At 56.8% G+C, this 20,754-nt stretch carries 19 protein-coding genes; 14 read left to right on the top strand and 5 right to left on the bottom strand.

The window, feature by feature from the left end; all coding sequences use genetic code 11:
• From ACYZTM_RS24515 to aroC, 3 genes are read right to left on the bottom strand one after another with little or no spacing between them, the layout of a single operon-like run.
• Nucleotides 1–627: a methylthioribulose 1-phosphate dehydratase gene (locus tag ACYZTM_RS24515; RefSeq protein WP_131062446.1), complete on the bottom strand. Its 627-nt coding sequence runs from the start codon at nt 625–627 to the stop codon at nt 1–3.
• The gene (locus ACYZTM_RS24510) at nt 624–1,790 is read right to left on the bottom strand and encodes an MFS transporter (protein ID WP_165557499.1); all 1,167 of its coding nucleotides are present in this window, start codon (nt 1,788–1,790) and stop codon (nt 624–626) included. Before ACYZTM_RS24510 ends, ACYZTM_RS24515 begins: the two co-directional genes overlap by 4 nt.
• Before the next feature lie 12 nt (nt 1,791–1,802).
• A complete protein-coding gene (gene aroC / locus ACYZTM_RS24505) occupies nt 1,803–2,894 on the bottom strand; it encodes a chorismate synthase (RefSeq protein WP_131062445.1) in 1,092 nt (363 codons plus the stop codon).
• Between the two features lie 129 nt (nt 2,895–3,023).
• Here aroC and ACYZTM_RS24500 point away from each other — a divergent pair, with 129 nt between their 5' ends.
• Together ACYZTM_RS24500 and ACYZTM_RS24495 are read left to right on the top strand one after the other, a co-directional pair.
• Entirely contained in the window at nt 3,024–3,977 is a 954-nt protein-coding gene (locus tag ACYZTM_RS24500) for an alpha/beta hydrolase (RefSeq protein ID WP_461985088.1), read from the top strand.
• Nucleotides 3,978–4,075: 98 nt separating this feature from the next.
• Nucleotides 4,076–4,867, top strand: coding sequence for a hypothetical protein (locus ACYZTM_RS24495; protein WP_131062443.1), 792 nt, complete (start codon nt 4,076–4,078; stop codon nt 4,865–4,867).
• Between the two features lie 121 nt (nt 4,868–4,988).
• Here the strand turns inward: ACYZTM_RS24495 and prmB are convergent, their stop codons facing one another.
• Complete coding sequence (gene prmB, locus ACYZTM_RS24490; protein ID WP_461985085.1) at nt 4,989–5,897, bottom strand: 50S ribosomal protein L3 N(5)-glutamine methyltransferase; 909 nt, start codon at nt 5,895–5,897, stop codon at nt 4,989–4,991.
• A 238-nt stretch (nt 5,898–6,135) separates the two neighbouring features.
• Between prmB and ACYZTM_RS24485 the strand changes: the two genes are divergently transcribed.
• The 9 genes from ACYZTM_RS24485 (at nt 6,136) to ACYZTM_RS24445 (ending at nt 17,299) form a co-directional block, all read left to right on the top strand.
• On the top strand, nt 6,136–6,726 hold the full coding sequence (locus tag ACYZTM_RS24485; protein ID WP_131062441.1) for a cysteine hydrolase family protein: 591 nt from the start codon (nt 6,136–6,138) through the stop codon (nt 6,724–6,726).
• A 129-nt stretch (nt 6,727–6,855) separates the two neighbouring features.
• The gene (locus ACYZTM_RS24480; protein ID WP_010456650.1) at nt 6,856–7,176 is read left to right on the top strand and encodes a hypothetical protein; all 321 of its coding nucleotides are present in this window, start codon (nt 6,856–6,858) and stop codon (nt 7,174–7,176) included.
• 86 nt (nt 7,177–7,262) lie between these two features.
• On the top strand, nt 7,263–7,820 hold the full coding sequence (locus tag ACYZTM_RS24475; RefSeq protein WP_131062440.1) for a Smr/MutS family protein: 558 nt from the start codon (nt 7,263–7,265) through the stop codon (nt 7,818–7,820).
• A 77-nt stretch (nt 7,821–7,897) separates the two neighbouring features.
• Nucleotides 7,898–8,443, top strand: coding sequence for a GTP cyclohydrolase I FolE (gene folE / locus ACYZTM_RS24470; protein WP_003204506.1), 546 nt, complete (start codon nt 7,898–7,900; stop codon nt 8,441–8,443).
• A 101-nt stretch (nt 8,444–8,544) separates the two neighbouring features.
• Nucleotides 8,545–8,916, top strand: a complete 372-nt coding sequence (locus ACYZTM_RS24465; protein ID WP_131062439.1) for a glutathione S-transferase N-terminal domain-containing protein — start codon at nt 8,545–8,547, stop codon at nt 8,914–8,916.
• A gap of 399 nt (nt 8,917–9,315) precedes the next feature.
• Nucleotides 9,316–10,665 carry an NCS2 family permease gene (locus ACYZTM_RS24460; RefSeq protein WP_042932677.1) on the top strand — a complete coding sequence of 450 codons (1,350 nt, stop codon included), beginning with the start codon at nt 9,316–9,318 and terminating at the stop codon, nt 10,663–10,665.
• A gap of 79 nt (nt 10,666–10,744) precedes the next feature.
• Nucleotides 10,745–11,374 (top strand): LysE family translocator, encoded by a 630-nt coding sequence (locus tag ACYZTM_RS24455; protein ID WP_131062437.1) that lies wholly within the window; start codon nt 10,745–10,747, stop codon nt 11,372–11,374.
• A gap of 208 nt (nt 11,375–11,582) precedes the next feature.
• Entirely contained in the window at nt 11,583–15,182 is a 3,600-nt protein-coding gene (locus ACYZTM_RS24450; protein ID WP_461985081.1) for a calcium-binding protein, read from the top strand.
• Between the two features lie 242 nt (nt 15,183–15,424).
• The gene (locus tag ACYZTM_RS24445; RefSeq protein WP_461985079.1) at nt 15,425–17,299 is read left to right on the top strand and encodes a hypothetical protein; all 1,875 of its coding nucleotides are present in this window, start codon (nt 15,425–15,427) and stop codon (nt 17,297–17,299) included.
• Between the two features lie 155 nt (nt 17,300–17,454).
• Here the strand turns inward: ACYZTM_RS24445 and uraH are convergent, their stop codons facing one another.
• Nucleotides 17,455–17,808, bottom strand: coding sequence for a hydroxyisourate hydrolase (gene uraH, locus ACYZTM_RS24440; RefSeq protein ID WP_461985077.1), 354 nt, complete (start codon nt 17,806–17,808; stop codon nt 17,455–17,457).
• 420 nt (nt 17,809–18,228) lie between these two features.
• Here uraH and puuE point away from each other — a divergent pair, with 420 nt between their 5' ends.
• From puuE to alc, 3 genes are all read left to right on the top strand, one after another.
• A complete protein-coding gene (gene puuE / locus ACYZTM_RS24435) occupies nt 18,229–19,155 on the top strand; it encodes an allantoinase PuuE (RefSeq protein ID WP_131062434.1) in 927 nt (308 codons plus the stop codon).
• The gene (uraD, locus tag ACYZTM_RS24430) at nt 19,152–19,667 is read left to right on the top strand and encodes a 2-oxo-4-hydroxy-4-carboxy-5-ureidoimidazoline decarboxylase (protein WP_461985075.1); all 516 of its coding nucleotides are present in this window, start codon (nt 19,152–19,154) and stop codon (nt 19,665–19,667) included. Before puuE ends, uraD begins: the two co-directional genes overlap by 4 nt.
• A gap of 88 nt (nt 19,668–19,755) precedes the next feature.
• The gene (gene alc, locus ACYZTM_RS24425; RefSeq protein ID WP_131062432.1) at nt 19,756–20,751 is read left to right on the top strand and encodes an allantoicase; all 996 of its coding nucleotides are present in this window, start codon (nt 19,756–19,758) and stop codon (nt 20,749–20,751) included.
• Nucleotides 20,752–20,754 lie beyond the last annotated feature (3 nt).

Here is a 20,754-nt window from a genome sequence, read left to right as displayed (position 1 = left end):
TCATGCTTTATGGTTCAAGAGTGAGCGCATCTTCAACTCGCACTCGAACAAAAATTCAAACGCCTCGATCTGCCGTAGCGCGTCGCTCATCCGCGCGCCCCAAGTGTAGAGGCCGTGGCCGCGAATCAGGTAGCCGACGCAATCGGGATGGGCTTCAAGCCAAGGCTGCACCTTGGCGGCGAGACGCGCAATGTCCTGATCGTTGTCGAAAATCGGCACGCGCACCCGGGATTCGTGGGTCGAGACGCCAGTGAAGGCCTTTTGCAGTTCGTAGTCTTCGAACTCGATGAAATCTTCGGGCGTCAGGCGCGACAGCACCGTGGCGTTCACCGAATGCGTGTGCAGCACTGCGCCTATCTCCGGACGCCAACTGTAGAGCTGGGTGTGCAGCAGGGTTTCGGCGGACGGTTTTTTGCCCGGTTCCAGGCTGTTGCCCGACAAGTCGGTAGCCAGCACATCATCAAGACCCAACTGGCCTTTGTGCTTGCCGGACACGGTCAGCAGCGCTTCGGTCGGCGACAGGCGGGTCGAGTAATTGCTGCTGGTGGCCGGCGACCAGCCACGGCCATACAAAAAACGCCCGGCGTCGATGATTTCCTGGGCGAGGTGTTCGCGGGTGAGGCTCATGGCCTGTCCTCTTGCATACGTGTGGCAATGATAACGGCAGCCGCCAGGGCTGCGAGGCTTGCGATACTAAAGGTGAACGTGGCCCCGAGGGCGTTCCAGCTGTAGCCGGAATACAACGCGCCCAATGCGCCGCCGGTGCCGGCCAGTGCGGCGTAAAGCGCCTGGCCCTGCCCTTGCTGACGCGCACCGAAGCTACGTTGCACGAATTGGATGGCAGCGGCGTGAAAGCTGCCAAATGTTGCGGCGTGCAGCACCTGGGCAAACAGCAGCACCCAGAGGAACTCGGCCAACGAACCCAGCAGCAACCAGCGCACGGCTGCCAGCAGGAAACTCGCCAGCAGCACCCGACGCACCGAGAAGCGTGCGAGGATTTTGCTCATGGCCAGGAACATCAGGACTTCGGCGACCACGCCGACCGCCCAGAGCATGCCGATCACGCCTCGACTGTAACCGAGCCGCTCAAGGTGCAGCGTCAAGAAGGTGTAATAAGGCCCGTGGCTCACTTGCATCAGCGCCACGCAGCCGTAAAACGCCAACACCCCGGGATTGCGTAACTGCCTGAGAAATCCGTCTCCGGCAATTCGCTCACCCTGAACCGGTTGAGCGTTCGGCACCCACAGGCTGCTGACGACAATGCCGGCCATGATCAGTACAAGCGCCACCGGATAAATGTCGAGGCTCAGCCATTCGAACATCCGGCCGAGCGCGACCACCGTGATGATGAAACCGATGGAACCCCAGAGGCGGATCTGACTGTAGCGCGACGTCTGCCCTTTCAAGTGCGCCAGGGTAATGACTTCGAACTGCGGCAATACCGCATGCCAGAAGAACGCATGCAAGGCCATGACCATCGCCAGCCAGGCGTAGGTCTTGCTGACGAAAATCAGCGAAAACGTCAGCAACGTGCAGACGGCACCGAAGCGCACGATGGCCAGGCGTCGGCCGGTGTAGTCGCCGAGCCAGCCCCAGATGTTCGGCGCCACGCAACGCATCAGCATCGGGATCGCCACCAACTCGCCGATGCGCGCGCTGGAAAAGCCCAGGTGATCGAAGTACAGCGCCAGAAACGGCGCTGTCGAGCCGAGCAAGGCGAAATAGAACAGATAGAAACTGGAAAGCCGCCAGTACGGGAGCGCCGCCACGTGGTCAGACCGCAGCGGCATTAAGGTCAGCCATTAAAGCTGACCCAGCACCGGCGTGCTCACGCGCACGTCGGCATTCTGCCCGCGATGACGCAACAGGTGATCCATCAGCACAATGGCCATCATCGCTTCGGCGATCGGCGTGGCGCGGATGCCGACACACGGGTCATGACGACCCTTGGTGACCACCTCCACCGGGTTGCCATGAATGTCGATGGAGCGCCCTGGCGTGGTAATGCTCGACGTCGGCTTGAGGGCCAGGTGCGCAACGATCGGCTGACCGGACGAGATGCCGCCCAAAATGCCGCCCGCATTGTTGCTGAGGAAGCCTTCCGGGGTCATTTCGTCGCGGTGTTCGGTGCCGCGCTGGGCGACACTGGCGAAACCGGCGCCGATTTCCACGCCTTTGACCGCGTTGATGCTCATCAGCGCATGGGCCAGTTCGGCGTCGAGGCGGTCGAAGATCGGCTCACCGAGGCCTGGCATCACGCCTTCGGCGACGACGGTGATCTTCGCGCCGACCGAATCCTGATCACGGCGCAACTGGTCCATATAGGCTTCCAGCTCCGGCACCTTGTCCGGGTCAGGGCTGAAGAATGCATTCTCTTCCACCGAATCCCAGGTCTTGAACGGGATTTCGATCGGGCCGAGCTGGCTCATGTAGCCGCGAATGACGATGCCCTGGGTGGCCAGGTATTTCTTGGCAATCGCGCCGGCGGCCACGCGCATGGCGGTTTCACGGGCGGAACTGCGTCCGCCACCGCGGTAATCGCGCTCGCCGTATTTGTGGTGATAGGTGTAATCGGCGTGGGCCGGGCGGAACAGATCCTTGATCGCCGAGTAGTCCTTGGACTTCTGGTCGGTGTTGCGAATCAACAGGCCGATGGAGCAACCGGTGGTGCGACCTTCGAACACGCCGGAGAGGATTTCGACCTCGTCGGCTTCCTGGCGTTGCGTGGTGTGGCGGCTGGTACCGGGCTTGCGGCGGTCCAGATCGCGCTGCAGATCCTCCAGGGAAATCTCCAGCCCCGGCGGGCAGCCGTCGACAATGGCGACCAACGCCGGACCATGGCTTTCGCCCGCGGTGGTGACAGTGAACAGCTTGCCGTAGGTATTGCCGGACATGCAGGACGCTCCGTGAAATGAACCTGAATACGTAATGCGCGCCAGTATACGCAGGCTACCCAAGTAGTTCATCCTCGAACCTTATGGGTGCCTGCGAGTCCAACCGGCATTTTTGTGAATGATGGCGTGATGATGCTGCGAGTTCTAGCCTTGAGCCTTACCCTGTTTACCGGCTTTGCCCAGGCCACTGTCCTGCAACGCCCGATCACGTTGGATACCGGCACCGGAGAGCTTTTCGGCTCTTTACTGCTGCCAAAATCCGACAAACCCGTGCCGGTTGTCCTGATCATTTCCGGCTCCGGTCCTACGGATCGTGACGGAAACAACCCCGACGGCGGACGCAACGACAGCCTCAAGCGACTGGCGTGGGTGCTGGCCAAACACAACATCGCCAGCGTGCGTTATGACAAACGCGGTGTGGCGGCGAGCCTCGCGGCGACGCCGGACGAACGCAATCTGTCGGTGGAGGCCTATGTGTCCGACGTCGAGGCCTGGGGCCGCAAGCTCAAAAGCGATCCGCGTTTTGGCCCGCTGATCCTTTTGGGCCACAGCGAAGGCGCCTTGATCGCCAGCCTCGCGGCGCCCAGCGTCGATGCCGCAGCGGTCATCTCCATGTCCGGCAGCGCCCGGCCGATCGATGAGGTGTTGCGTCAACAATTGAGCAATCGCCTGCCACCGCCACTGATGCTGCGCAGCAATGAACTGCTCGACAGCCTCAAGGCCGGTCACACCGACGACAACGTGCCGCCACAGTTGCAGGTGATTTTCCGCCCGAGCGTGCAGCCTTACCTGATCTCGCTGTTCCGCCAGGACCCGGCGGCGGCGTTCGCCAAATTGAAGATGCCTGCGCTGATTATTCAGGGCAGCAACGATATCCAGGTCGGCGTCGGTGATGCCAGGATGCTCAAGGCGGCCAAACCGGACGCCGAACTGGCGCTGATCGAAGGCATGAACCACGTCCTGCGCATCGTGCCCAACGACGTGAAACGGCAAATGGCCTCTTATAAGGATCCGCAATTGCCACTTGCCGCCGAACTTGGCGCGCGAATCCTCGGATTTATTGACGGACTTCGCACCAGTTAAGAGGGGTTCCCCTCCAGTCTTGAAAAAAACGGCCGATAAGCCTTTGTCGCCAGCGCTATAGCTGGCGACGAGCAGAGCTTGGACAGGATCTCGCCGTTATGACTGATAACCAGACTTCACCCGACACGACCGCTGAAAAAGACGCACCGCCAGCGGTCGAGCTGCCGTGGGCGGACGTCCACGTCGAGCACCACAAAATGCTCCGTCTGGCGCCGCTGCAAACCGACCGCAATACCGGTGGGCGGCCACTGCGCTTTGTCGAATTCGGTTACGCCGACCGCAACAGCAAGGAACACAGCCTGATGCGCATGAGCATCAAGCTGCCCGGCCAGCGCGTGCGCAAAGAGCAGAATCATCTGGACGTGTGGGTCAATCACACCACCAAACGTGTGCATTTCGAGCCCGAAAGCGGCTTGCAGATTGAGCCGATGAACCGTGGCATCGGCCGGTTCATGGCCACCCAAGGGATCACCTGGGCGAAAAAGCGCTGGCCCGGCTACACCGTCGACGGCACCGATCTGAATAATAAAGATGCGTTGAACGAAGACACGCGCCTGCGTCGCGATCACTTTCTGAAGGCGCACGGTTTTGAGGTGGTCTACGCCGACGCCCAGCATTTGAAAGGCAGCGTCAAAGAAGTACGGGTCGAAGACCTGCTAGGTGACTGGAACACTGAAAAGCTGCAACTGGTGGAGATCCTCGAAGCGGCGCAGATGCTTCAGCAGGCCGAGCAGAATCTGGCCGAGCAGGAAGTGAAGCTGAAGAAGCACGAAGAGAAGGTCAGCAAGTACAAGCGTGAAGACGCCGGGCTGCGCTTTACCATTACGTGTCTGGTGGCGTTTGCGATGTTTCAGGCAGGGTTGTTGATCTGGATTGCTACGAACCGCTAATGGCTGATCGTTCCCACGCTCTGCGTGGGAATGCAGCCCGGGACGCTCCGCGTCCCCAAGAGCGGACGCAGAGCGTCCATTGAGGCATTCCCACGCAGAGCGTGGGAACGATCATTGCGGGTTAAACGCGAGAGGCGAACAGCGCCTGATGATCGCGGCACTGCTCCGCGGTCAGCATGAACACACCATGCCCGCCGCGCTCGAAATCGAGCCAGGCGAAGTCGACCTCCAGGTACAACGCCTCGACGTGGACCTGGCTGTTGCCCACCTCAACAATCAGCAAGCCCTTCTCGGTCAAATGATCCGCCGCTTCGGCGAGCATCCGTCGCACCAGATTCAAACCATCATCACCGCAAGCCAGACCCAGCTCGGGTTCGTGCTGATATTCATCCGGCATGTCGGCGAAATCTTCCGCATCGACGTAAGGCGGGTTCGACACGATCAGGTCGAAACGCTGCCCCGGCAGACCATCAAACCCATCCCCCTGAACGGTGTAGACCCGCTCATCAACGCCATGGCGCTCAATGTTCTGGTTGGCCACTTCCAGCGCTTCGAACGACAGATCCGCCAGCACCACTTCGGCGTTCTGGAATTCATAGGCGCAGGCAATACCAATGCAGCCGGAACCGGTGCACAGGTCGAGAATCCGCGCAGGCTCGGAACCCAACCATGGCTCAAAACGTTTTTCGATCAACTCACCAATCGGTGAACGCGGGATCAGCACACGCTCGTCGACGATGAACGACATACCACAAAACCACGCTTCGCCCAGCAGGTAAGCAGTCGGAATGCGTTCTTCGATGCGGCGCTTGAGCATGCGTTGCAATTTGACCAACTCGTCGTCTTCAAGATTGCAGTCGAGGTAGCTGTCGGCGATTTCCCACGGCAAGTGCAAGGCACCCAACACCAGTTGACGGGCTTCGTCCCAGGCGTTGTCGGTCCCATGGCCGAAAAACAGATCCTCCCCATGGAAGCGGCTGACGGCCCAACGGATATGGTCACGCAGGGTACGAAGGCGGGAAGTGATCACGGGGGTAAACTCCAGAAAAAACGACTGGCGATTCTAACAGCCAAAACGCGCCACGACGACGCAGGAAAACAGCGGATCAGATGTAGGACATATCCATTTTTGCTGTTGGCTATTGAACAAAACCTGCACCTTGACAAGGCTGCACGCCAACAACGACGGCGTCTACGATAGTAGCGATTCACAGAACCGCTCAGCCAGAGGACAATGTCGCAAAAGCCCCACTCCAAGGAGCCCCAGAATGTCCGTTCCAAAAACGATGTTTCAACTCAGCGGCCGCGGTTATGCAGCAGCCAATCTGGGTCATGCGACCCTTGTCATCATCGATGCCCAGAAAGAATACCTCAGCGGCCCGCTGGCCCTGAGCGGCATGGATGCTGCCGTCGCGAACATCAAGCAACTGGTGGCCGCTGCCCGTGCAGCCGGTCGTCCGATCGTGCATGTGCGTCATCTCGGCACCGTCGGCGGGCTGTTCGATCCACAGGGCGAACGCGGTGAGTTCATCACGGGCCTGGAGCCACAGGCGGACGAAACCATCATCGGCAAACTGCTGCCGAGTGCGTTTCATGGCACCCAATTGTACGATCGGCTGCAAGAGCTCGGCTCCCTGGATCTGATCGTCTGCGGTTTCATGAGCCACTCCAGTGTCAGCACTACCGTGCGTGCGGCAAAGAACCTGGGCTTTCGCTGCACCCTGGTCGAAGACGCCTGCGCGACTCGCGATTTGCCCTACAAAGGTGGCGTACTCACTGCCGAGCACGTTCAACAGACCGAAATGGCGATCATGGCGGACAACTTCGCCACCCTCGCGCTCACTCATGAACTGATCTGATAGGCCTCGAGAGCGGCCAATACCGCCGCTCATCCGCTAAAGCCTCTCATTTGCTGCAATTGACTTAGCCTCAGGAACATCCCGGACAACTCCCGGTCGAAGGGCCGATACCCATTGAGGAAGGTCGGAATGAAGTTATCCGATGGTTTTGACGCTCGCCGCTTGCGGCCCAAGGGCCAACGCAATTGGCGTTTTCGATTCGGCGCAGCCTTTGCTGCCTTGCTGGCGACGTGCGGTGTGTTGCTGGCAATGGCCGGTGCCGCCAGCCTGCTGGGCCGTCCCCCGGCCTTGGGCGAGTTGAATGCCAGCCCGCTGGGCTCGGCGATCATTCTGGCGGTTGGCCTGTTCGTGCTCTACATCGGTGTGTGGTTGTGGCGTCGCTGCCGTCGCCGCTCGCGCCAGTCGCGAGAGCTGAACATGTCTCCGCACCTGATGAAAAAACACGATTGAATAAAGGCCCGGCATTTTGGCGGGCCTCAATTGTTATGGATAGCGCCTCGACTTGGGTAAACTGGCCGCCCTTCGCGGAGGCTGACATGCAAGACGACGATTTTTCCCTGTTCAAAAGTGCGATCCAAGGCGTCAAGCCGATCAAGCACGATCGCGCCGAAACCGGCAAACCCAAGGCCGACCGCGCGCAAATCGCCAAGCTGCGCCAAGCCGCGACCGTTCGCACCGATGCCACCACCGTTGATGGTCTGTCCGATCAGTTCGTCATCGACGTCGGCCCGGAAGACGAGTTGATGTGGGCACGTGACGGGGTTCAGGAAAGCCAGATGCGCAAGCTCAAGATCGGACAGATTCCGTTCGAAGGCAGCCTCGACCTGCATGGCATGACGGTGGAAAAAGCCCGGGAAACCCTCTGGGCGTTTCTGGCCGAAGCGACCAAATTCGAAATCCGCTGCGTGCGCGTCACCCACGGCAAAGCCGTGCGTCTGGACGGCAAGCGACCGATGATCAAAAGCCACGTCAACACGTGGTTGCGTCAGCACTCACAGGTACTCGGCTTCACTTCGTGCCAACCGAAACACGGCGGGGCTGGCGCGGTTTATGTGATGCTCAAACGGACCATGATGGAAGGCCGAGACGAGTAAACCTGTCGCATCACGCTTGCAGCGCCGTGTTTGCCACCGTACCCTTGCCCTTTGCGAAAATCCCCACAGGTAGTTTCATGTCCCTGGAACAGAATTACACGGCCATCCTTGGTCAACTTGGCGAGGACGTCTCCCGCGAGGGCCTGCTCGACACGCCAAAGCGTGCCGCCAAAGCCATGCAGTACCTTTGCCGCGGCTATGAACAGACACTGGAAGAAGTCACCAACGGTGCCTTGTTCAGCTCCGACAACAGCGAAATGGTGCTGGTCAAGGACATCGAGCTCTACTCGTTGTGCGAACACCACCTGCTGCCGTTTATCGGCAAGGCGCACGTCGCTTACATTCCGAGCGGCAAAGTGTTGGGCCTGTCGAAAGTCGCGCGAATCGTCGATATGTACGCTCGCCGCCTGCAGATCCAGGAAAACCTCAGCCGCCAGATCGCCGATGCGGTCCAGCAAGTTACCGGCGCCCTGGGCGTTGCGGTGGTGATCGAAGCCAAGCACATGTGCATGATGATGCGCGGTGTGGAGAAACAGAATTCGTCGATGATCACGTCGGTGATGCTGGGTGAGTTCCGCGAAAACGCCGCCACCCGGAGCGAGTTTCTCAGCCTGATCAAGTAATTTGCAGCACGAAGAAAACCGGCGTTCATCGCCGGTTTTTTTTCGCCTGTGAAAAATCAGGTAAGCTGCGCGCCTTCCGTTCGCCCTGTGAGGCTTATTCCGTGTTCGTAAAAGCGCTTCGTGTCGGCCTTGGCCAACTGATCATCTTCATCGATTTCCTTACCCGCCCCGGCAAAAAGCAGCGCCCTGCCGAGGTCCAGGCTCAGGTCAACACGGCTGCCAAGGACCTGACCCTGTATCAGTTCCACGCCTGCCCGTTCTGCGTGAAAACCCGCCGCACCCTGCGCCGCTTGAACGTACCGGTGGCGCTGCGCGATGCGAAGAACAACGAACAGGACCGCCAGGCCCTGCTGGAGCAAGGCGGCAAGATCAAGGTTCCGTGCCTGCGCATTGAAGAGAACGGGCAGACCACCTGGATGTATGAATCCAAGGTGATTATTGATTATCTGGATAAGCGGTTTGCGGCGGCCTGATACATTTGGGTTGTTTGAGCTGACGCCATCGCGAGCAAGCTCGCTCCCACATTTGGAATGCAATCAACTGTGGGAGCGAGCTTGCTCGCGATGAGGCCAGCGTCAACATTGCAAATCCCGAACAGAAAAAACCGGCCGTTCGCCGGTTTTTTTTTCGCCCGCACACCGGCGATAGACTGCTCGCGAAGGCATCCCTCCCGGCGATATATCCCTATTGCCAATCTTTTCGTCTACAAAACCAAAAACATTATTTGCTTTATTTGTATACAAAAGCATAATCCACTTCGTGCGAGTTCCTGACCAGCTGGTCAACAAACTCGCAAGTGCCTCAAAGGGCCGCTGCCACCCTCATGGGTCCGGCCCTGGAAATAACAATAAAACTCTTGAGGAGTATTCGCTGTGGAAAGCCGCAAATCCGAAGCCCCGACGCTGGAACTCTCGCCGCCGTTACGCAATGGCTTGCTTGAGCGCATTTTCAAACTCAGCTTGCATGGCACCACGGTGAAGACCGAGCTGATTGCCGGTCTGACAACCTTCATCACCATGGCCTACATCATCTTCGTCAACCCCAACATCATGGCCGATGCCGGGATCGATCATGGTGCCGCGTTCGTCGCGACCTGCATCGCTGCTGCGCTGGGTTGCCTGTTGATGGGCCTTTACGCGAACTGGCCGGTTGGCCTGGCGCCGGGCATGGGTTTGAACGCGTTCTTCACCTACACCGTGGTCGGCACCATGGGCTATAACTGGGAAACCGCCCTTGGCGCGGTGTTTGTTTCCGGTGTGTTGTTCATGTTCCTGACCTTTTCGCGGATTCGCGAATGGTTGCTCAACAGCATCCCAGTGAGTTTGCGTTATGCCATGGGCGCCGGAGTGGGTCTGTTTCTAGGGTTGATCGGCCTGAAAACCGCCGGCATCGTCGTCGATAGCCCGGCCACCCTGATCAAGCTCGGCTCCCTGCGCGAGCCCGGTCCACTGCTGGCCGCCATCTGCTTTTTGATGATCGCCGTGCTCAGCTACCACAAAGTGTTCGGTGCGATTCTCATCAGCATCATCACAGTGACTCTCGCGGGCTGGGGTCTGGGCCTTGTCCACTACGAAGGCATCATGTCTGCCCCGCCAAGTTTGGCGCCCACCTGGATGGCCATGAACGTTGCCGGCGTGTTCAACGTCAGCATGATCAGCGTAGTGCTGGCCTTCCTCTTTGTGCACATGTTCGACACCGCCGGCACCCTGATGGGCGTCGCCCAACGCGCCAACCTGGTGAACGCTGACGGCCGGATCGAAAACCTCTCTCGCGCCATGAAAGCCGACAGTGCTTCCAGTGTATTTGGTGCGGTGGTCGGCGTGCCTCCTGTAACGAGTTACGTGGAAAGTGCCGCTGGCGTAGCTGCGGGTGGTCGGACTGGTCTTACCGCCGTGACCGTAGGTGTGCTATTTATTGCCGCCATGTTCTTCGCCCCGCTGGCCGGCATGATTCCCGCTTACGCCACCGCCGGTGCACTGATTTACGTGGCAATGCTGATGATGGGCGGCATGGCGCACATCGAATGGGACGAAGCGACCGACAGCATTCCGGCGATCGTTACCGCGATCATGATGCCGCTGACCTTCTCGGTCGCCGATGGCATCGCGCTGGGTTTTATCACTTATGTGGTGCTGAAGGCCTTCACCGGTAAGCACAAGGAAATTTCCGTCAGTCTGTGGGTGCTGTGCGCGATCTTCATCGCCAAGTTTATTTTCTTGTAAGCCGTCTACGTTTCAAAAACAGTGTTTCAAAACAGCCTCACCCCGTCGGGTGGGGCTTTTGCATAAATGGAGGAAAGTGATGAGTCTGGAAACCTGGCTGCTGTTCAGCGGCGCTGCGCTGGTGGTGATCCTGATCCCGGGCCCCCTGTCTTTGCTGATGATCAGCAACAGTCTGAATTACGGTTTGCGCCGTTCTTACCCGGCGTTCCTGGGTGGCGTGATTGCCTCGATTTGCTTGCTCAGTGCCTCGGCGCTGGGTCTGGGCGCCCTGCTGCTGGCATCGGAACAGCTGTTCAGCGCACTGAAAATCGTCGGCGCGCTGTACCTGTTCTACCTCGCCTGGCAGAGCTGGCAGCAATCGCGTCAGCCATCGGTGGGCGCTGAAGTGCCCCAAGCGGCGCCGGTGCCGCGTTTTCGTGCACTGTTCGGGCGGGCATTCGTACTAGGCGCGAGCAATCCGAAAGACATTTTGTTTTTTGCTGCTTTCCTGCCGCAGTTTTTGAGTGCCGAGCAACCGTTTCTGCCGCAGTTGCTGGTGATGATTGCGACCTGGACCGTGCTGGATCTACTGTGCAAGTTGGCTTATGGGCTGGGTGCTCATGGTGCGGCCAAGTATTGGCGCAGTGGCAAGGGACAAAGTTGGTTTAACCGGGTGAGCGCAGGACTCTTCAGTGGAGCAGGTGCTGCCTCCCTATTAAGCAATCACTAGTCGGATAACATCTAACCCCCAAGCCTCATCTCAATTAGGTTCTATTGACACCGCCACACTAAGAATTGTTTGCCAAGGACGGCAACAATTCAACCCTGCCTCGTAACAACCCGCAACACGCGATATAAATATATATATTTGCCGCTTCAGAACTCCCCCTAACATGGCGATGCGACTTCGCACACAACGCCTGGACAAGGAAGTTCTTATGGCAATCGTTTTCCAATCACCCAACACCGATCAATATAACGCCGTCGAAGTTACGGACATTGACCTGCACGCCAATGAATATACACCGTCCACCATCGATTTCGAAAAGGAAAGCGTCACCTCGGCCCCTAAAGATTCAAATGCCAATAAAAGTCAGCTCCGTGTTGTAGATGAGCTTTTCGGTCCTATCAAGATTGGCTCCCATTCGATTACCCGATGTGCACTGGATGCACTGGGTGCAACATCAAACGGTCAACGGCTGAACGGTAAAAATACGTTCTTCCGACATCCCAGGCGGTCTTTTGTCAATTCCTTGCAGTTTGATCCTTCGTCTATTGAAGCCCGTATGCGCTCTACCGGCACAAAAGACGATTACACACTGCCTTCATTACTTTTTGAGATGGCGACCCAGCGTCCGCTAACGGCTCCCGCCCTGATAAGCGCCAATACTGACACGCACGCCGATCCAGAACAGCATCGACATAAACTGGGCAAACTTCTGAAATCGGCACAGAAGCTTGATATACGCCACGCGCACTTGTCCAAAAGCACACCTCACTGGGTGAACCGGATCAAGAGTAGCAGCATGGTCAGTATGGGAGCCGGACTTCAAGCCTTTGGCATATATAGCGGCCTGCGTGGATTGCAAGACGCCATTGCACGGAAAGATCAAGGTGAGATCGTATTCAATAGCCTCAGCATTTCAGCAGAAGTTACTTCGCTAGCCGTCGAAGTCGCTGTCACGAAACAAGCAAAATACATGATTGAGGCAGGGCAAAAAGCCTACAAGGATTTTGCCAAAACCAGCTTCGGCGTTCGTCTAGGCCGGGGTGCGGGTCTGATCACCAGCGCACTGACATTGCCCTTCGATGTCATCTCCGCGGTTAAATCCTTTAATAACGCAGCGGCAGCGACAGGCAAAGAATCCATGGATCACTACGTCAGCGCAGGCTTGAGCGTGACCAGCGCGGCAATGACATTAATTTTGGGGGCCGCTGCGTTGGCTGGCTTCTCCTTTATCGGGCCAGTGGGGTTGGCAGCCGGACTTCTTCTGGTCGCAGGTTCCCAGGTCTATGCGGCGGTACGCGTCGTCGACGATATCGATGATTACATCGAACTCACTACCCATGAACGCCTGCGTACAGGCTGGTTCGCCTTCTGGGGAATAAGTCCCGACGAAGACATTCAAACTCGCCACGCGATTGCCAAATCAACCGTTGAACATTCGAGGTTATTACAAGCGACTGCGCGAAAATTACTGGAAGGTAAGTTAAAGGACACCACGGAGATCATTGTAAATGGCAAGTTTCAGGTAGAGCTCAAGCCGACCCAAGTAACCAGCTTCGATTGGGATGCTCAGCAATACACTTATAAAACCGTCCCGAAACCGTATGTTATTGACAGTAACGACACTATTGATGCGCGCGACGGAGTGACCGCGGACATGCCAGGCGCGGAATTCGGAACGCCAGGAGAGAACAAAGGCGCGGTATGGTTTATTGGTGGCGGAAACGACACCATTAATGGCATTGAAAAAAAGCCCAACAGATTCTATTACGCCGCAGGCATCAAGCATCTGACCGGGGGTGAAAAAGATGATGAATTCATCTTCGAGGGCGCCGCAGACCTCCTCAAAAACGGCCCAAAGGACCCACTACCCACTACATTGAAAGGCGGCCTTGGCAACGACACGTTGACAATCACCGGTAACTACCCTGAGCGTAACAAGCAACGATTCGGATATGTCATCGATTTGAACGATGGGCGGCTGTCTATCATCACCCACGACCAGACCAACGACAGCCGCTTTAATTATCGACACACGCTTTTAGAGGGCATTGAAAACGCAGAAACCTTGGCCGGCGCGGAAAACAAGGTCATAGGTACAGACGGACCGAACATAATCAAGTCTCGGGGTCGCGATACCATTGAGGCGGGCGCCGGGGATGATCAAATCTACCTTCTGAACAATCATGGTTCCGCATCCGGCGGCCCCGGAAAGGATCACTATGCTGTTGCGCATAAACCCGGCAACGTATTTATTACTGAGGATGGTGTAGACGAGAGTGTCATTGCGCTTGACTGGAGAATGGACCTGATAAAAAGCTGGAAGATAGAAAAACAGTCGCTGGTCATCACCTCAGGATTTGATCTCAACGACCTCAGCGAACGGGATGTCTACATCAAGGGTGTCTACAAAATTGTCAACAACCAACGGCAACTACAGAATGGAAAACTGACTTTCATTACAAAGGACGGATTTCATTTGATGCCTGAATTCCCTGAAACCATTAACACCGATGACCCGCGTGACATTGCAGCCGTGGTCACTCAACAAGGCATCATTCAAAATCCGATCATTCTCTACAATGGTGAATCCACGATCGCGCACGACAAAGACAAGAACTACTGTATTTCGCGAATCAATGAACATACCACGCTTAGAGTAAAGCAACGAAGCACAAACACGTTGACCACCGTTTATATTGATTACGCCAATCATGAACTGACACGAATCGAGGCATACTACAACGTAGACCTGATGCGTCAACGTGATTTCGACCGCATCCTGTATAAGGAATGCGGCCTGACTTTTCACTTTGACCGTAAGCGGTTGACTATCAAGAACCTGGCCAGTTCTATCTGGAGTGGAGACCAAAGAATCACGAGCCGACTAACGCGCCCCGACAAGACGTTGAACCAACATTTCATTCTGATCATGAACGATGGCGTTTCTTATCGGGTCAACCAACCCTCCTTACCCGATACAGCATTTTCAAACGATCAGTTTGAGATAAACGGCCCGATGGAGCGAACCAGGGAGGTGCCATTGCCGTTAGAGGCCAGAGATGGAAAGCATGTCTACCATCAACCCTTCGATAATGACGCTCATCAGCTGGGCAACCAAGAGAAATGCGTCAAACTTATCTCTTACCCCGAGCAAACAGCTATCGAGAACCTGGTCGGAGACGGCTCGACGTACCTTGTTCACCTCGGTTCCGAAATGACGTTACGCATTTCAACGCCAGGTGCACGCGCGAACGCAACCATCAAATCACAGTCGGCGTCTACCTGGGAATTCGACGCAACGGGCCTCGCCTACACCAGGATCAAACTGGTGGACAACCACTTGCTGATTGGACACACCGTAATTCATGTACCGCAATACAACGACCCTCAAGATCTGACAGATCAAATACGTGTGATCACTCCAAACGGCGCTATTTACAAAGTCGATCTTGATTTTGACGAGGTGTACATTGACTCACTCGACGGCAGGTACTTTAAAAACCACCTTCCGAACGAAGCAGCAATAGCGGCAGAAATGACATCACTAAAAATGGAAGACATCGCTGTTCGACATATAGCAATGAAAGACAGCACGGTCGGCACGCTGTCTTACAATCTGTCGAAACGTCACTGGATACTTGATTCAGACAAATCCCGTACTGTCCATTACGCCGACCTGGTGCCTCTGAACCGGTGCGCGCACCAACTGCAACATTGCTACGAATTGATGGAGTCCGGCACCACTTCCTCCCCTCCTGTAAGCGCCGCCAACCTGCGAATTCTTTTAGACGCCTGCAAAACCTTTTAGAACATACCCAAAAAATCATCACCATTAGTCCAACTTTTGAGCAGAAGTCTTTTGTTGCAAATACCGTTTCAACCCATACATATTTATTGCACTTCAAAATCCAAATTCACCAAAACTTGAGACTGTGATGTCTGGGGCCGTACACGTTCACGCGCCCTACTGACAGCCAACAACTTCCTCGTCATCTTCAGGTGCACTTCCTGACTAGGACATTCAGCAGAATATTTATCGGAACCATTGTCATGGCCAGACCACCAAAAAGGACCTCAACCTCCAATACACCTGACACTTCAGCGACACCTCCAAGATCTTCGTCAGGAGATAATCGGGTACGAGGTGGCAGGCCTCTGGGCGACGGAGGGCCTGTTTCCGACACGAATGTATCAAGTACGTCACCCGATATCGTCTCTCGTCAGCCTATCGTCATCACCGACATGCCGGTTAACGCTGCAAGCGCCGCCGAGACCGCTACCAACATGATTTCCTGGCCTCGAAACCAGGTTGATCAACTATTCAGGATCGACGAAACCGGGCTTTTCATGAGTAGCCGGCAACAGCTTTACGCTGATATTGGACCGGAAGGCATTTTTCTGATCAGAGCAAACGCAAAAGGTGATTACCAAGTCCCCTTCCCTTTTGCGCCTGGCCAGGCAGGGCCGATTCTCAGGAAAATTCCTGGCCAGCCACAGTGGAGAATAGTCCGAGAGGGCCGGGTTCCGATGGCAATTGCACCGACGAGGCCAGAGACGCTGGAGATCATTCCCCGGCATTTAGCCGACAAGCTGTCAAAACCAGATACAGACGGGATCCGCTACGACAAGTTGAATAGAACCTATGTTGACCTTGCGGACGGAGGCACCGTCATGATCCGCAAAAATGCCGGCGGGGATTATCAGGCGACCTCAGCGATCGAATTGATTCCTTCTGGCCCGGTACTCGAAAGCATTGAAGGGATGACACTTTGGCAACGTAAAGCCCCCATCACCGCAGCTTTAGGCGAAAGCCCCCAAATGGCCGGCCATCAGCTGCTACCAGACGCCGAAGATGCCGGTCCGGGCCCGAGCAAGCGCCCTCGCCAGGATGAAAATGTCGATGCGTACCATGCGGAAGCAGGCGCCAACCATAATGCTTCAACCTTGAATAGAAACCCGTACTTGTGGGCATCCTGGGGAAAAACAACCAAACCTGAATCGGTGGAATCCGTACAGATTGGTCAGCTCCATTACCACATCGTACCAAAGGGGCCACTGGCCGATCGGCTACCCATCGTTTTCCTTCAACACCCGGAATTTGCGCCATCCCGCTTCGAGGTATTCGAACGCATGTTGCACGAAGCACCCTCATTGCAGCCTGTAGCCACTAGCCACCACGCAGGCACAAATACTCGAAAAGTTGACGGCGCTGTTCGTCTCTTCGAGAAAACACTCACACACCATGTCGCGGATGCATTCAAGGGTTTCACCGAACCCACATCGCGCGCCGTTGCAAAGCGATTATTTGAGCTTTCCAGTGGATCGGAGGAAATCAACGGCGGCGGGTTGGCCTCCATGATGCAAACATTCCGCTACTGGGAGGGGAAATCGACCATCGGCGTCAAAGGACTCGGCGATCCGCTGGATATATTGCCTGTCGCTTCCGGCAGTGACGGCCCGCGGAGGATAGTCCCTTTGCACTCTCCGGAATCCGTGGTGCACTTGCAGCAGTTGAACTTCAAACCCGAGAGCGCCCCTGCCTGGAGGGATTACACAGAGCGGCCCACCGAACCGGGCCAACTGCCGTTATTGCTCGCCTCGATACTGGGCCGCAGCAATTACAAGGTCTTCCTTCCTGCAAACGTGGACAACGTCAAGCTCCCCCCGCCAACGCTGGTATTTAACAGACCCAATCACAACAAGGTCTATTTTTTGAAACTGGGACGTGTGGAGACTAACGCGATTGAAATCACACCGCCGCGCGCGCCAGAGCTTGCAGACCCTATGCTGAGCGCGCGAATTGGCGTCGAAGCCCACCAGTTGCTGCTTGCCGCTGATGCGCGTGGTGATGTGGTATGGCTAATAGGCGGCGTCCAGCACCTACCCGCTGGAAGTCCTTCAGTTTTCATCATCAAGGAACGCTGATTGAGAAACGCGTGCACCTCGCAGTCGGCTCACGAGGTGCAACCCAATGTACTTGCTCAAACAACAAACAAAAAAAAGCCCGCAGTGTGGGCGGGCGAAAGACCAAAGAAGCTATATGCGCAGTCGCTTCCAGGTTGAGGCAGCTGCTTGGGGGATCAGCTGCCGCGGTACGTGGAATAGCTGTACGGCGAAATCAGCAACGGCACGTGATAGTGATCCTGTTCCGCAGAGATGCCAAAGCGCAGCACCACCACATCCAGGAACGCAGGCGTAGGCAGCTGAACGCCACGGGCGCGGTAGTAATCGCCCGCATGAAACTGAACCTGATAGACCCCGGAACGGTAGCCATCGCCTTGCAGCAGCGGTGCATCGACACGGCCGTCGCTGTTGGTGATCGCGCTGGCGACCAATTCCAGCTGCGAGCCTTCAACGCGGTACAACTCGACCTTGATCGAGCTGCCCGGGCAACCGTGTGCAGCGTCCAAAACGTGTGTAGTCAAACGTCCCATTGATTCTGCGCGTCTGCCTGCGTGGAGCAGTCAGACCTCGCGCCTCCCGAAGTCAGTTGAAAAGGAGACCGCACCGATTCGGAGCACGAAACGCTGCGGCGAGCGACTGATTAAGACACTTTTCAAAAAAATTGTACACAATAAAAACGACATTTTTCCAGTAAGCACTGCCATTCAAGGATTCCCGGCGAACCTGACGCCAAACCATACTATCAGAGGACCTTCCATCCATTAGCTGACCAATTGGGCAGGTTTCTTGCAATAACATGTGAAGATGACAGTTCATCAAAAATGCAAAAATTCAGGCTTACAAAGTGGATATAAAGTTGTATACAATCAGCCCATCGCTGTGACGCCAGCCTGTCTTCCCACTTCCAGGCACGCCACACAATCTGTCAACGAATAAGAAGGAAGACTGCAGTGAGCGCTGACTACCCACGCGACCTGATCGGTTACGGCAGTAACCCTCCTCACCCACACTGGCCGGGCAATGCCCGCATCGCCTTGTCCTTCGTGCTCAATTACGAAGAAGGCGGCGAGCGCAACATCCTGCACGGCGATAAAGAATCCGAAGCCTTCCTTTCGGAGATGGTCTCGGCGCAGCCGCTGCAAGGCGCGCGTAACATGAGCATGGAATCCCTTTACGAGTATGGCAGCCGTGTCGGCGTCTGGCGGATTCTGAAACTGTTCAAGGAATTCGACATTCCGCTGACTATCTTCGCCGTGGCCATGGCCGCCCAGCGTCACCCGGACGTGATCCGCGCGATGGTCGAGGCCGGCCACGAGATCTGCAGCCACGGTTATCGCTGGATCGACTACCAGTACATGGACGAAGCGCAGGAACGCGAGCATATGCTCGAAGCGATCCGCGTGCTGACCGAAATCACCGGTGAACGCCCGCTGGGCTGGTACACCGGCCGCACCGGCCCAAATACCCGCCGGCTGGTGATGGAAGAAGGCGGTTTCCTCTACGACTGCGACACCTACGACGACGACCTGCCCTACTGGGAACCGAACAACCCGACCGGCAAGCCGCACCTGGTGATCCCGTACACGCTGGACACCAACGACATGCGCTTCACCCAGGTCCAGGGTTTCAACAAGGGCGACGATTTCTTTGAATACCTCAAAGACGCATTCGACGTGCTTTACGCTGAAGGCGCCGAAGCACCGAAGATGCTGTCGATCGGCCTGCACTGCCGCCTGATCGGCCGTCCGGCGCGTCTGGCCTCACTCAAGCGCTTTATCGAATACGCTAAAAGTCATGAACAGGTGTGGTTCAGCCGTCGCGTCGACATCGCTCGCCACTGGCACGAAACCCATCCGTACCAAGGGGCCGCAAAATGAGCCGCTTTCAAACCCTGCAACCGTCGACCCTGAGCCGCGACGCTTTCGTCAAAGCCTTCGCCGACATCTACGAACATTCGCCATGGGTGGCCGAGAAGGCCTTCGACCTGGGCCAGGACGCGTTGATCGACGAGATCGAAACCCTGCACCAGCGCATGAGCGATATCCTGTTGAGCGCCGATCACGAAAGCCAACTGGCCCTGATCAACGCTCACCCGGACCTGGCCGGCAAAGCCGCCGTCCAGGGCCAACTGACCGAAGCCAGCACCCATGAACAGGCTGGCGCCGGTATTCACCAATGCACGGCCGAAGAGTTTTCTCGCTTCACCGAGCTGAACGACGCCTACAAGGCCAAGTTCAAGTTTCCCTTCATCATGGCGGTAAAAGGCAGCAACCGGCATCAGATCCTCGCGGCGTTCGAAACGCGCATTCACAATTCGGCGGACATCGAATTCAAATGCGCGCTGGCGCAGATCAACAAGATCGCCCTGTTCCGATTACTGACCCTATAGCGAGCCTTGCCCGAGTGTTCTTAAACGCGAAAAGCACCCAGGGCACTGCAAGCATCCCAAGCCAACTAATTAAAGGCAGACAAGAAGAATGAAAGCTTACGCCGTACCTTTCGAGAAGTTCGTCAACCTGGCCGACGCCCGTCTGGGCACCAAAATCATCTCGGTCACCGATGACTGGTTCGCTGATGCCAACCGCCTGTTCCAGCCGACCCCGGCTGTGTGGAAGGAGGGCGTGTTCGATGACAACGGCAAGTGGATGGACGGCTGGGAGTCGCGCCGCAAGCGCTTCGAAGGTTACGACAGCGCCGTGATCCGCCTGGGCGTACCGGGTTCGATCAAAGGCGTGGACATCGACACTTCATTCTTCACCGGCAACTTCCCGCCATCGGCCTCCCTGGAAGCGTGCTTCCTGGCCTCGGGCGAGCCGGACGAAAGCACCCAGTGGACTGAAGTGCTGTCGGCCGTCGAGCTGCAAGGCAACAGCCACCACTTCCACGAAATCAACAACGACCAGGCGTTCAGTCACCTGCGCTTCAACATCTACCCGGATGGTGGCGTGGCCCGTCTGCGTGTTTACGGTATTCCGTTCCGCGACTGGTCCGCGGTTGGCGACAACGAACAGGTTGACCTGGCTGCAGCGCTGAACGGCGGCCGCGCCCTCGCCTGCTCCGACGAACACTTCGGGCGCATGAGCAACATCCTCAACCCCGGCCGTGGCATCAACATGGGCGACGGCTGGGAAACTGCACGTCGTCGCACGCCGGGCAATGACTGGGTGATCGTGGCGCTGGGTCATGCCGGCGAGATCGAAAAAGTCATCGTCGACACCCTGCACTTCAAGGGCAACTACCCGGACACTTGCTCGATCCAGGGCGCGTTCGTGAAGGGCGGCACCGACAGCCAGATCGAAACCCAATCGCTGTTCTGGCGCGAATTGCTGCCGGCGCAGAAACTGGAAATGCACGCCGAACACACCTTCGCCGAGCAGATCAAGGCCCTGGGGCCGATCACCCACATCCGCCTCAATGTGTTCCCGGATGGTGGTGTGAGCCGCCTGCGCGTACTGGGCAAGGTCGCTAAATAAGCG

The organism is Pseudomonas sp. MDT2-39-1 (genome assembly GCF_054898085.1).
Note: the sequence above shows the minus strand (reverse complement) of the source record. Positions and strands in the feature narration are given on the sequence as shown.